We start from the raw sequence: 11,421 nt of genomic DNA, 5'->3' as shown, positions 1-11,421 counted from the left end.
TGTTCCATCAGGTCGAAGGTCTGGCGATCGACAAAGACATCTCTATGGCGAACCTGAAATGGACGCTCGAGGAATTCTTTAGCGCGTTTTTCGAAGTCGAAGGCATCAAGACCCGCTTCCGCGCCTCGCATTTCCCCTTCACCGAACCATCGGCAGAGGTTGATATCCAGTGTTCCTGGGTCGACGGACAGCTGCGCATCGGCGAAGGCGACGGCTGGATGGAGGTGCTGGGCTCCGGCATGGTCCACCCGAAGGTGCTGCAAGCGGGCGGGATCGACCCGAACGAATGGCAAGGCTTTGCCTTCGGCATGGGCATCGACCGTATCGCGATGCTGAAATACGGCATCCCTGATCTGCGGGCGTTCTTTGATTCAGACCTGCGCTGGTTGCGGCATTACGGGTTCGCGAGCTTGGATCAGCCGAATTTGCATGGTGGTTTGAGTAGGTGAAGCGCGATTTTGACCGGATACGTCATCTGCTGCTTGAGTGCGAGGCCAGTCCAAGTGGCCACTATATGCTGCCTAGCGATATGGGAACATTTGACAAATACCAATTAGATAAAATGATCGAAGCCGGTCTGATCACTCGTAAACAGAGCGCCTTTGGAATCATGGTAAAGTCGAAATATCGAACTAAAGAAGGTTCAGCTGATGTCGTTGCTACCGAAGAAATTAGCCTAACGTGGAAAGGTCACGACTACCTTGATGCAGTTCGGGACAACGATATCTGGGAGAAGACCAAAGCAACAGTGGCCGAAACTGGGGGCAACGCTACGATCGAAATTGTGAAGTCGCTGGCAGTGGGGTTTTTGAGGAAAACGATATCTGACAAAACAGGCATTGATGTCTAACGGTTTGCCGGACTTATCCACTTTGGGGCCTAGATTTTTTCGAATTGATACTGATTTATGAGGATGAAATTGTTTCCTAAATTTTTATTTCGTCTGAATATTTTAGCTCTTTTTTTTGCCGCAACTCATTTGGCCACCGCCCAAACCCTCCCGCCCTGCGGCGGGGATACCGTCTGCAAGCTCGGTGACCGCAGTTACAATATCCTGATGCCCGACGATTGGGACGGCGTGACGCCCCTGCCTGTCATGATGCATTTTCACGCGTTCCTGCGGCGCGGGCGCACGGTGATCCATCATCCGCGTATCGGGTCTGAAACAAAGCCCCGTGGCGTGATGCTGGTGGCCCCGTCGGCGCAGCATCGGGCGTGGCGGTTCTGGCAGGATGACCCTGCGGATATCGCCTTTGCTGACGCGGTGCTGGCGGATGTGGCGAAACGCTATCCGGTGGATCAAAGCCAGATCTATATCTCGGGGTTCAGCTTTGGCGCAGCGATGGCGTGGCGCTATGCCTGCGCGCGCGGCGACCGGATCGCGGGGCTGATGACCATGTCGGGCACGATCAAACAGTCCAGCACCTGCGCCAACCCGCCGCGTCAGGTCCGCCATGTGCACGGGCTCAACGACCTGTGGATGAGCCTGCCGCGCGGGCCTGAGCATGACACCACCAATGTCGTCGCTCTGTGGCGCAAGGCGTTCCGCTGCGGCAAGGGCCGGCTGGACGGCGCGCTGACCCTCGCCCCGGGGGTAGAGTTCGCGCATTTCGCTTGGGACAATTGCGCCGGCGACCGCAGCGTGACGCTGGACATCCATACCGGCGGACATTTCATCCCGACCGGATGGCTTGGCTACCAGCTGGACGGGTTGATGCCCAAAACACCGGGCTAGGCGCAAAACGCAGCCGCACCGCATTGAAACCGCGCCGATTAAACGCTACGCCCTAGCGCAAGCATTGCATGAGGATCACCGCCATGAAATTCACACTGTCCTGGCTGAAGGAACATCTCGACACCACCGCGTCGATCGATGAAATCACCTATGCGCTGACCGATCTGGGGCTCGAGGTCGAAGGCGTCGAAGACCGTGGCGCGAAGCTGGCGGATTTTACGCTGGGCTATGTGCAATCGGCAGAAAAGCACCCCGACGCGGATCGTTTGCAGATCTGTCAGGTGGATACCGACGAAGGCGTCCAGCAGATCATCTGCGGTGCCCCGAACGCGCGTCAGGGCATCACCGTGGTTGTGGCAAAGCCGGGCGTCTATGTGCCGGGCATCGATACCACCATTGGCGTTGGCAAGATCCGTGGCGTCGAAAGCTTTGGCATGATGGCGTCAGAGCGCGAGCTTGAGCTGTCCGAAGAACATGACGGTATCATCGAGCTGCCCTCGGGCAATGTCGGCGACCGTTTTATCGACTGGCTGGCGGAAAACGACCCCGCCAAGGTTGACCCCGTGATCGAGATCGCGATCACCCCCAACCGCCCGGATGCCTTGGGTGTGCGCGGGATCGCGCGTGATCTGGCGGCTCGTGGTCTGGGCACGCTGAAACAGCGCGATGTGCCAGCGGTCGAGGGGCAGTTCCCGTGCCCGATCTCTGTTTCGATCGACGAAGACACGCTGGACCAATGTCCGGTTTTCTACGGTCGTGTGATCCGCGGCGTCAAAAACGGCCCGTCGCCGGCGTGGTTGCAGGACAAGCTGCGCGCTATTGGCCTGCGCCCGATCTCGTTCCTCGTCGATGTGACGAACTTCTTCACCTATGACCGCAACCGTCCTTTGCACGTGTTCGACGCGGATAAGGTCGCGGGTAACAGCCTGCGCATCCACCGCGCCAAGGGTGGCGAGACCCTGATGGGGCTGGACGACAAGGAATATACCTTCAGCGAAGGCATGACCCTGATTTCGGACGCCGAAAAGGTCGAAAGCATCGCGGGTGTGATGGGCGGCGCGGAAAGCGGCTGTTCCATGGACACGGTGAATGTCTTTGTCGAAGCGGCCTATTTCGATCCGGTGCGCACCGCCTACACGGGCCGCGCGCTCAAGATCAACTCGGACGCGCGCTATCGCTTTGAACGGGGGATCGACCCCGAATGGACGCCCTATGCCATCGAACATGCGACGCAGATGATCCTGGACATCGCAGGCGGTGAGGCGTCCGAAGTTGTCGTCGCGGGCAAGGTGCCGGACTATTCTCGTGCCTACAAGCTGGACGCGGCGCGCGTGCAGTCGCTGGTGGGGATGACCATTTCGGAAAGCGAGCAGCGCAAGACGCTGACGGCGCTTGGCTTCCGTCTGGAAGGCGACATGGCGCATGTCCCAAGCTGGCGCCCCGATGTGCAGGGCGAAGCCGATCTGGTCGAGGAAGTCGCGCGGATTGCGTCACTCACCAAGCTTGAAGGGCGCCCCTTGCCGCGCCTGACGACCGGCGTGCCCAAGCCCGTCCTGTCGCCGATGCAGCGCCGCGAGGCCATCGCGCGCCGCGCCTGTGCGGCCTTGGGTTATAACGAATGTGTGTCTTACAGCTTTATCGATCAGGCGTCTGCTGCGCTGTTTGGTGGCGGCACCGATGACACCCGTCTGGAAAATCCGATCAGCAATGACATGAGCCATATGCGCCCCTCGCTGCTGCCCGCCTTGCTGCAGGCCGCGGCCCGCAATCAGGCGCGGGGCTTCCCTGACATGGCGCTGTTCGAGGTCGGCCCCGTCTTCACCGGCGGCGAGCCCGGCGATCAGCATCTGCAGATCAGCGGCCTGCTGACCGGCAGCACCGGCCCCAAAGATGTGCATGGCGCATCGCGTCCGGTCGATGTGTTCGACGTCAAGGCGGATATCGAGGCGGTCTTGTCTGCCATCGGTGCCCCCGCCAAGGTGCAGATCAACCGCAATGGCGCTGACTGGTTCCACCCCGGGCGTCACGGGCAGATCTGCCTTGGCCCGAAAAAAGTGCTTGGCGTCTTTGGCGAAATTCACCCGCGGGTTCTGGCGGCACTGGATGTCAAAGGGCCCGCGATGGGCTTCACCATCTGGCCAGCCGAGGTGCCCTTGCCGCGCAAGTCCGGTGCCACACGTCCCGCGCTGAACACCAGCGCGCTGCAAGCGGTGGAACGTGACTTTGCCTTTGTGGTGGACGCCGATGTTGACGCGCTGACGCTGGTCAATGCGGCGATGGGGGCGGACAAGGCCCTGATTGACGATGTGCGCGTCTTTGATGAATTCATCGGCGGTGCCTTGGGCGAGGGGAAAAAATCGCTCGCCCTCACGGTACGGATGCAGCCAAGCGACAAGACACTGAAAGACGCGGATATCGAGGCGGTTGGCGCCAAGGTCATCGACAAGGTGACCAAAGCCAGCGGCGGCGTGCTGCGCGGCTAAAGCGAACGGAGGCGGTATGACACTGCATGTATATCTCTCGGGTGAAATCCACACCGACTGGCGCGATCAGATCATCGATGGCGCGGCGGGGTTGGATGTTGTGTTCACCGGCCCTGTCACCGACCACGCGGCCAGCGACGACTGCGGTGTGGCGATTCTGGGGGCCGAGGAAAACAAGTTCTGGCACGACCGCAAGGGCGCACAGCTGAACGCGATCCGCACGCGCAAGGGCATCGAAGAGGCGGATGTCGTCGTCGTGCGTTTTGGCGATCAGTACAAACAGTGGAACGCGGCTTTTGATGCGGGCTATGCGGCGGCTCTGGGTAAATCGCTGGTGATCCTGCATGGGACCGACCACGCGCACGCGCTGAAAGAGGTCGACGCCGCAGCTTTGGCTGTCGCCCAAGAGCCCGCGCAGGTCGTGCAGATCCTGCGCTATGTGCTGACAGGCACCCTGCCAGCGTAAGCACGCTTTGCACCGGATTGCGCGGTTTTCGCCTCTGTAAGGGGGAAAACCGTGCTTATCCGACAAAAACCCATCGTTATCTGGAAAACTTGTGCTAACGCATGCGCAGTATGTCGTGCGACGTAGCGGACACGGCTTTCAATCATACGAGGGACAGACATGATTCAAGAATTCAAGGATTTCATTGCCAAGGGCAATGTTATGGACCTGGCAGTCGGTATCATTATCGGCGCGGCCTTTACGGCTATTGTGACCTCGCTGGTCAGCGATCTGATCAACCCTGTGATCGGTCTGGTCCTTGGCGGCGTTGATTTCACCAGCATGTATGTGGTGCTGTCTGGCGATGTGCCTGCGGGTACCGGTCTGGACGCGGCGCGCGAAACCGGCGCGGCGATCTTTGCCTATGGCGCGTTCATCACGGCCTGCATCAACTTCCTGATCATCGCTTTTGTGGTGTTTATGCTGGTCAAATCCGTTAACCGGCTGAAATCGCTGGCCGAACGCCCTGATGATGTCGCTCCCGAAGTGGCGACTGGCCCCAGCCAGTTGGATGTGCTGCTGCAAATTCGCGATGAGCTTGCCAAGAAGTAAACGTTTCAACCGCGTGACACGAAAAGGCCCGCAGGTGCACTGCGGGCCCTTTTCGTGGTGCGTAGGGGGTGGTTAACCGGCGATGGCCTGATCGGCGGTGATCGCCTCCATCCCGAGCGCGTCGGCCACGGCGGCGTAGGTCAGCTGACCTGCGTGCACGTTCAGACCTGCCTTGAGGTGGGGATCGTCGGTGCAGGCTTGCTTCCAGCCTTTATCCGCCAGTGCCAGCATGAACGGCATCGTGGCGTTGCCAAGCGCAATGGTCGATGTCCGCGCCACGGCACCGGGCATGTTGGCAACGCAGTAGTGCATGATGCCGTCCACGTCGTATACGGGGTCTTGGTGGGTGGTCGCTTTCGAGGTTTCAAAGCAGCCGCCTTGGTCAATCGCCACGTCCACCAGCGCCGCGCCGGGCTTGAGCTCGGACAGTTGCGCGCGGCTGATCAGCTTGGGGGCGGCGGCACCGGGGATCAGGATGGCACCGATGATCATATCAGCCTCGCGCGCCAGTTCGATCGTATTGCCCGCCGAGGCGTAAGAGGTGTTGAACACGCCGCCATAGATGTCATCCAGATAGCGCAGACGGGGCAGGGACCGGTCAAGCACGGTGACATCCGCGCCCATACCAGCGGCAATGCGTGCGGCGTGGGTACCGACAACACCGCCGCCGATCACGACCACACGCGCCGGACCAACGCCGGGGACGCCGCCCATCAGCACGCCGCGCCCGCCGTTGGCTTTTTGCAGCGTCCATGCGCCCACCTGCGGGGCCAGACGACCCGCGACTTCGGACATTGGCGCAAGCAGCGGCAAGCCACCATTGCGGTCGGTGACGGTTTCATAGGCGATACAAGTCGCCCCGGAAGCGAGAAGATCCTTGGTCTGTTCGGGGTCGGGGGCGAGGTGCAGATAGGTGAACAGGATCTGCCCTTCGCGGAGCATCTTGCGTTCAGCCGCTTGGGGTTCCTTGACCTTGACGATCATGTCGGCGCTGTTGAAGACCTCTTGCGCGGTGGCAAGGATCGTCGCGCCTGCGTCGGTATAGGCGGCGTCATCAAAACCAGCGCCGATGCCGGCCCCTGCTTCGATAACAACCTCATGTCCCTTGTTCACCGCCTCGTAAGCGGCATTCGGGGTCATGCCGACGCGGAATTCCTGTGGCTTGATTTCTTTGGGGCAACCGATTTTCATGAGTTCATCCTATTGAGGGTGCATTTGAATTACGGTACGCCCCTCGATACGCAATTGGGCACGGATTATGGGCCGTTATCCCCGTTGCTCTTCGAATACTCTGCTGCATATTGGTTATTTCACGCGAAAGTATTGCGCCACATGAGTCTAGACGACATCGATCGCCGCATCCTTACTGCCCTGCAACGCAACGGGCGGATGTCGAACTCTGACCTGTCGGAAAAGGTACATCTGTCGCCGTCGGCCTGTCACCGGCGCGTGCAGCGGCTGGAAGCCGAAGGGTATATCCGCGATTACGTCGCCCTGCTGAACCCGCGCAAGATGGGCGTCCCCACGACGGTGTTTGTCGAGATCACCCTACAAGGCCAAGCGGACGAGGTGCTGGACGCCTTTGAAAAGGCGGTCGCGCGTATTCCCGATGTGCTGGAATGCCACCTGATGGCGGGGGCCGCGGATTACCTGCTTAAGGTCGTGGCCGAAAATACCGAGGATTTCGCCCGCATCCATCGCCAGCATTTGGCGCGGTTGCCCGGTGTGGGGCAGATGCAATCCAGCTTTGCGCTGCGCACGGTGTGCAACACCACAGCGCTGCCAGTCGGTTAAATCGCGGACGGAAACAGCGCCATCCAGATGCCCGCGAACATCGCGATGCCGCCGATATTGACCCAAGCGTGCCATGTCGCATAGCGAAAGCGCATGGCGCGGCGCACATAAAAGCCGACGCCGATCACATAGGCAAATGCCCCGCCGATGATGCACCAGAGTGTTGCCAGCGGCACCCCTGTCAGGTCCGGCAGTGCGCAAAGGCCAATGGCGCCCAGCCCCAGATAGGACGCGGTGGACCACTTGCCCTGAACCTGCGGGTCGGTGATTTTTTTGTACATCGCCACCAGCGCCAGCCCCCATGACACACAAAGCAGCGTGATCGTCCATGTCGTGCCGGCCTGCACGAAGAACGGCGTAAATGTGCCCGCGATGCTGGGGTAGATCGCCGCATGATCAATCCGCCGCATCAATTTGCGCGCGTCATGCCACGGCGCGAAGTGGTAGGCGCAGGATGCAAGGTTTGATGCCAGCGCGCAAAGCACATAGACCACCACCGCGACCGTCACCGCCGTTTGCAGCGATGTGGCCGATTTCATCACCAACGCGCCGCCAGCCCCAAGAATCAGCGCAAGCCCCACAAGGTGGACGATCAGATCAGCCCGCCGGTGGATCGGGGCAACGCTGGGGTAGGTGGGCTGGGTCATGGTCTGTCCTGTCTCTGGCCGCTTTGCGATACGCTCTGCCGTCGGGTCCTGTCTACTGTACCCATGCGTCACCACGCGCGCAGCGGCAGACAAAAGAAAACCCCCGGCACCGAAAGGTAACGGGGGTTCGTATTCTTATGCGTCGCTTGGATGATTTACATCATGCCTTCGCGCTGCAATTTCTTCCGTGCCAGTTTGCGGCTACGGCGGATCGCTTCTGCTTTCTCGCGTGCTTTTTTCTCGGAAGGTTTCTCGAAATGCTGCTTAAGCTTCATTTCACGAAACACACCCTCGCGCTGAAGTTTTTTCTTCAGGGCGCGCAGCGCTTGATCGACGTTGTTATCGCGAACACTAACCTGCATGTGGTTTTCACCACCTTTCTAGTTTGAAGTTGCAAGGATTTGCAGGAACTGGCCATATAGCAACCGAAACCTATATTGTCTAGAGCAAAGCCAATCACCCCTTCAGGAGGCCGCTATGACGAACACGTCCCAGACACCGAAAGAACAGCTGCTGGATGCCGCGCTGATGCATGTCGCGTTTGACGGCTGGTCAGAGGCGACGTTCAAGGCTGCGGTCAGCGATACCGGCATGGACCCGACCGTCGCGCGTGCTGTCTGTCCGCGCGGTGCCGTCGACCTGGCCGTCGCCTATCACAAGCGGGGCGATCAGCAGATGATTGACCGGATGAAGGCCGAAAACATGACCGAGATGAAATTCTCGGCCAAGGTTGCCGCTATGGTCCGCTTCCGTCTCGAAGCCGCCACGGACAAAGAGGCGGTACGTCGTGGGACAACCCTGTTTGCCCTGCCGCAATATGCGCCCGAGGGGGCCAAACTGGTCTGGGGGACGGCGGATGCCATATGGGCTGCCTTGGGGGATACGTCCGAAGACGTGAACTGGTACACCAAACGCGCCACGCTGAGCGCGGTCTATTCCTCGACCGTGCTGTTCTGGTTGGGCGATACCAGCGAGGGCCACGCAGAGACATGGGCCTTCCTTGATCGGCGGATCGAGAATGTGATGCAGATCGAAAAGGTCAAGGCGCAGGTGAACAGCAGCCCGACGCTCAGCATGTTGATGGCCGGGCCCAACTGGTTGCTTTCCCATGTGAAAGCCCCCTCGCGGCTGAACCGCAGTGATCTTCCCGGCAGCTGGGGCAGCCCGCGTCCCTAGGCTGGCTTTCCTCGCCAGACCAGACCTGCTAGGTGCTGCGGCGTCCGCATCCGGCGCGGGCGCGGCTTATTGGTACTCACGCATATGCACCCGTTTCTGATCGATCTGGAGAAGGTTTCCTACACCCCCGAAGGAACCTCGGTGCTATGTGATGTGACACTGCAGGCATCCGAGCGGCGGATTGGTATTGTCGGGCGGAACGGCTCCGGCAAGACATCTCTGGCACGGGTGCTGGCGGGGCTGGTGGCCCCGTCGTCGGGCAAGCTGCGGATCAACGGGGTGGATGTGGTCAAGGACCGCAAGGCGGCCTTGCGGCAGGTCGGCATCCTGTTCCAGAACCCCGATCACCAGATTATCTTCCCCACGGTGGAAGAAGAGATCAGCTTTGGCCTGACCCAGCTGAAACACTCCGCAAAAGAGGCGGCAGAGAGAACGGCGGATATCCTCGCCCGCTTTAACCGCAGCCATTGGGCGAAGGCGGCGATCCATCAACTATCTCAGGGGCAGCGGCAGCTGGTCTGTCTGATGTCGATCCTTGCCATGCAGCCGCGCCTGATCATCCTCGATGAACCTTTTGCGGGGCTTGATATCCCGACGATGATGCACCTCACGCGCGTGCTGCACGCGGTAGAGGCGCATCTGGTGCACATCACCCATGACCCCGCGCATCTGGCGACCTATGACCGGATGATTTGGATCGATCAGGGGAAGATCGTGCAGGACGGCGCGGTGCCTCAGGTGACCCAAGCCTTTGTGGCACAGATGCAAGAGATCGGGGAAAGCTATGATTTCACTCACCTCCCCGGTTGAGACCCGCGCCCACGGTTGGCCTGCGGGGGCAAAGCTGGCAGCGCTTTGCGTGGCGACGATGGGGCTATTCAGCCTGACCCACCCCGCGCTGCAGGCGGCGGCGCTGGCGGTGACCCTGTTGCTTTATGCGCTGCCGGGATGGCGGTTTTTCAAGGTGGGGCTGGCGCGCTTGCGGGTGCTGCTGCCCTTCGTTGTGCTGATCATGGTCTGGCATATCGTGACCCATGACATCATGGCGGGGGCGACCGTGACGTTGCGGATGATGACAGCGGTGGCGCTGGCGAATCTAGTGACCATGACGACCAAGCTGGCGCAGATGGTGGCTGTGGTGACATGGCTGACAACGCCGCTGCGCCGTCTTGGCATCCAGACCCGCGCGATCGAACTGGGCATCGCCCTCGTCATCCGCTTTACTCCCGTTCTGGCGCAAAAGGGCCAGTTGCTGGCGCAGTCATGGCGCGCGCGATCCACCAAACGGGTCGGCTGGCGGATGATCATCCCGTTTACCGTGCTGGCGATTGACGACGCCGAACATGTGGCCGAGGCCCTGCGTGCCCGTGGCGGGCTTTGATGTGAGACCCTCCGCGACCTGACGCCTGTCAGTTCGCATTGTGTGTGCCGAAAACCGTGCCTATGGTGCGGCAAAACAGATTTACGGAGGAGACGTAGTCGATGACAGAAACCATGCGTGCGATAGAGATCACCAAGGCCGGCGGGCCCGAAGTGCTGCAACCCACCGACCGCCCCATGCCGCAGCCGGCCCACGGGCAAGTAGTGATCAAAGTGGCCTATGCCGGTGTGAACCGCCCCGATGCGCTGCAACGTGCGGGCATGTATGCGCCGCCCCCGACTGCCAGCGATCTTCCCGGGCTTGAAGCCTCGGGTGTGGTGTCCGCCGTGGGTGAAGGCGTCAGCGATCTGGCTGTCGGCGACAAGGTCTGCGCGCTGCTGCCCGGTGGCGGCTATGCGGAATATGTCGCGACGCCTGCGGCCCATTGTCTGCCGGTGCCCAAGGGCATGGACATGAAGGAAGCTGCCTGCCTGCCCGAGACATTCTTCACCGTCTGGTCCAATGTGTTCATGCGCGGTGGCCTGAAAGCGGGCGAACGGTTCTTGGTGCATGGCGGGTCGTCGGGCATCGGGACGACAGCGATCCAGCTGGCGCGCGAATTCGGCGCACGGGTTTTTGCCACGGCAGGCACTGACAGCAAATGCGACGCCTGCGCCAAACTCGGGGCCGAGGCCGCGATCAACTACCGTGACTCGGATTTCGTTGATGTGCTGAAAGCCGAGGGCGGGGCAGACCTGATCCTTGATATGGTCGGCGGCGATTACATCCCGCGCAACCTGCAAGCGCTGGCCGAAGACGGCCGTCTTGTGCAGATCGCCTTCCTCAGCGGGCCGAAGGTAGAGGTGAACTTTGCCACGCTGATGACACGCCGTCTGACGATGACCGGCAGCACCCTGCGTCCACAAAGCGATCTGGCCAAGGCCAAGATCGCGGAAGAGCTGCGCGAGAAGGTCTGGCCACTGCTGGACGCGGGCAAGATCGCACCGGTGATGGACAGCGAATACGCGTTCGAGGACGCGAGCGAGGCGCACGCCCGCATGGAGACAAGCGGCCATATCGGCAAGATCGTGTTGAAGGTCGACGCCAACGCCTAAGCGGCGGGCAGTGAGATCTGGCAAGGGGCGCTCTGATATCAGGGTGCCCTTTGT

Annotated in this window: 13 protein-coding genes and 1 pseudogene; 11 read left to right on the top strand and 3 right to left on the bottom strand. The window is 60.7% G+C overall.

Annotation, left to right across the window (positions count from 1 at the left end; all coding sequences use genetic code 11):
- The 6 genes and pseudogenes from B4F27_RS07675 to mscL all read left to right on the top strand — a co-directional run.
- A pseudogene (locus tag B4F27_RS07675) lies at window positions 1–449 on the top strand (phenylalanine--tRNA ligase subunit alpha); the annotation flags it as partial.
- On the top strand, window positions 446–850 hold the full coding sequence (locus B4F27_RS07670) for a DUF2513 domain-containing protein (RefSeq protein ID WP_286759323.1): 405 nt from the start codon (window positions 446–448) through the stop codon (window positions 848–850). The pseudogene B4F27_RS07675 and the gene B4F27_RS07670, both read left to right, overlap by 4 nt.
- Window positions 851–979: 129 nt before the next feature.
- Window positions 980–1,735, top strand: a complete 756-nt coding sequence (locus B4F27_RS07665) for an alpha/beta hydrolase family esterase (RefSeq protein WP_286759322.1) — start codon at window positions 980–982, stop codon at window positions 1,733–1,735.
- A gap of 83 nt (window positions 1,736–1,818) precedes the next feature.
- A complete protein-coding gene (pheT, locus tag B4F27_RS07660; protein ID WP_168592665.1) occupies window positions 1,819–4,218 on the top strand; it encodes a phenylalanine--tRNA ligase subunit beta in 2,400 nt (799 codons plus the stop codon).
- Window positions 4,219–4,234: 16 nt separating this feature from the next.
- Window positions 4,235–4,684, top strand: a complete 450-nt coding sequence (locus B4F27_RS07655) for a YtoQ family protein (RefSeq protein ID WP_286759321.1) — start codon at window positions 4,235–4,237, stop codon at window positions 4,682–4,684.
- A gap of 159 nt (window positions 4,685–4,843) precedes the next feature.
- Window positions 4,844–5,275 (top strand): large conductance mechanosensitive channel protein MscL, encoded by a 432-nt coding sequence (gene mscL, locus B4F27_RS07650; protein ID WP_005851224.1) that lies wholly within the window; start codon window positions 4,844–4,846, stop codon window positions 5,273–5,275.
- Window positions 5,276–5,347: 72 nt separating this feature from the next.
- Here the strand turns inward: mscL and ald are convergent, their stop codons facing one another.
- The gene (gene ald / locus B4F27_RS07645; protein WP_286759320.1) at window positions 5,348–6,466 is read right to left on the bottom strand and encodes an alanine dehydrogenase; all 1,119 of its coding nucleotides are present in this window, start codon (window positions 6,464–6,466) and stop codon (window positions 5,348–5,350) included.
- A gap of 141 nt (window positions 6,467–6,607) precedes the next feature.
- Here ald and B4F27_RS07640 point away from each other — a divergent pair, with 141 nt between their 5' ends.
- Window positions 6,608–7,069 carry an Lrp/AsnC family transcriptional regulator gene (locus tag B4F27_RS07640; RefSeq protein WP_005851227.1) on the top strand — a complete coding sequence of 154 codons (462 nt, stop codon included), beginning with the start codon at window positions 6,608–6,610 and terminating at the stop codon, window positions 7,067–7,069.
- Here B4F27_RS07640 and trhA read toward each other — a convergent pair.
- Window positions 7,066–7,716, bottom strand: coding sequence for a PAQR family membrane homeostasis protein TrhA (gene trhA, locus B4F27_RS07635; protein WP_009825931.1), 651 nt, complete (start codon window positions 7,714–7,716; stop codon window positions 7,066–7,068). The genes B4F27_RS07640 and trhA overlap by 4 nt on opposite strands.
- Window positions 7,717–7,871: 155 nt before the next feature.
- Entirely contained in the window at window positions 7,872–8,078 is a 207-nt protein-coding gene (rpsU, locus tag B4F27_RS07630) for a 30S ribosomal protein S21 (protein WP_005851231.1), read from the bottom strand.
- A 115-nt stretch (window positions 8,079–8,193) separates the two neighbouring features.
- Here rpsU and B4F27_RS07625 point away from each other — a divergent pair, with 115 nt between their 5' ends.
- From B4F27_RS07625 to B4F27_RS07610, 4 genes are all read left to right on the top strand, one after another.
- The gene (locus tag B4F27_RS07625) at window positions 8,194–8,892 is read left to right on the top strand and encodes a COQ9 family protein (protein ID WP_005851232.1); all 699 of its coding nucleotides are present in this window, start codon (window positions 8,194–8,196) and stop codon (window positions 8,890–8,892) included.
- A gap of 84 nt (window positions 8,893–8,976) precedes the next feature.
- Window positions 8,977–9,702 carry an energy-coupling factor ABC transporter ATP-binding protein gene (locus B4F27_RS07620; protein WP_286759324.1) on the top strand — a complete coding sequence of 242 codons (726 nt, stop codon included), beginning with the start codon at window positions 8,977–8,979 and terminating at the stop codon, window positions 9,700–9,702.
- Window positions 9,677–10,273: an energy-coupling factor transporter transmembrane component T family protein gene (locus B4F27_RS07615; protein ID WP_037943106.1), complete on the top strand. Its 597-nt coding sequence runs from the start codon at window positions 9,677–9,679 to the stop codon at window positions 10,271–10,273. The genes B4F27_RS07620 and B4F27_RS07615 overlap by 26 nt, the downstream gene beginning before the upstream one ends.
- A gap of 101 nt (window positions 10,274–10,374) precedes the next feature.
- A complete protein-coding gene (locus B4F27_RS07610) occupies window positions 10,375–11,367 on the top strand; it encodes an NAD(P)H-quinone oxidoreductase (protein ID WP_184583287.1) in 993 nt (330 codons plus the stop codon).
- Window positions 11,368–11,421 lie beyond the last annotated feature (54 nt).

The organism is Sulfitobacter sp. UBA1132, assembly GCF_002311545.1.
Classification (GTDB): domain Bacteria; phylum Pseudomonadota; class Alphaproteobacteria; order Rhodobacterales; family Rhodobacteraceae; genus Sulfitobacter; species Sulfitobacter pontiacus.
This window is presented reverse-complemented; position numbering and strand designations above follow the sequence as displayed.

What these genes read in the sequence shown, in the direction of transcription:
- B4F27_RS07655 (WP_286759321.1), top strand. Translation starts at nt 4,235, where the DNA reads ATGACACTGCATGTATATCTCTCGGGTGAAATCCACACCGACTGGCGC.
- B4F27_RS07620 (WP_286759324.1), top strand. Translation starts at nt 8,977, where the DNA reads ATGCACCCGTTTCTGATCGATCTGGAGAAGGTTTCCTACACCCCCGAA.
- mscL (WP_005851224.1), top strand. Translation starts at nt 4,844, where the DNA reads ATGATTCAAGAATTCAAGGATTTCATTGCCAAGGGCAATGTTATGGAC.
- B4F27_RS07640 (WP_005851227.1), top strand. Translation starts at nt 6,608, where the DNA reads ATGAGTCTAGACGACATCGATCGCCGCATCCTTACTGCCCTGCAACGC.
- B4F27_RS07615 (WP_037943106.1), top strand. Translation starts at nt 9,677, where the DNA reads ATGATTTCACTCACCTCCCCGGTTGAGACCCGCGCCCACGGTTGGCCT.
- B4F27_RS07610 (WP_184583287.1), top strand. Translation starts at nt 10,375, where the DNA reads ATGACAGAAACCATGCGTGCGATAGAGATCACCAAGGCCGGCGGGCCC.
- B4F27_RS07625 (WP_005851232.1), top strand. Translation starts at nt 8,194, where the DNA reads ATGACGAACACGTCCCAGACACCGAAAGAACAGCTGCTGGATGCCGCG.
- ald (WP_286759320.1), bottom strand. Translation starts at nt 6,466, where the DNA reads ATGAAAATCGGTTGCCCCAAAGAAATCAAGCCACAGGAATTCCGCGTC.
- rpsU (WP_005851231.1), bottom strand. Translation starts at nt 8,078, where the DNA reads ATGCAGGTTAGTGTTCGCGATAACAACGTCGATCAAGCGCTGCGCGCC.
- trhA (WP_009825931.1), bottom strand. Translation starts at nt 7,716, where the DNA reads ATGACCCAGCCCACCTACCCCAGCGTTGCCCCGATCCACCGGCGGGCT.
- pheT (WP_168592665.1), top strand. Translation starts at nt 1,819, where the DNA reads ATGAAATTCACACTGTCCTGGCTGAAGGAACATCTCGACACCACCGCG.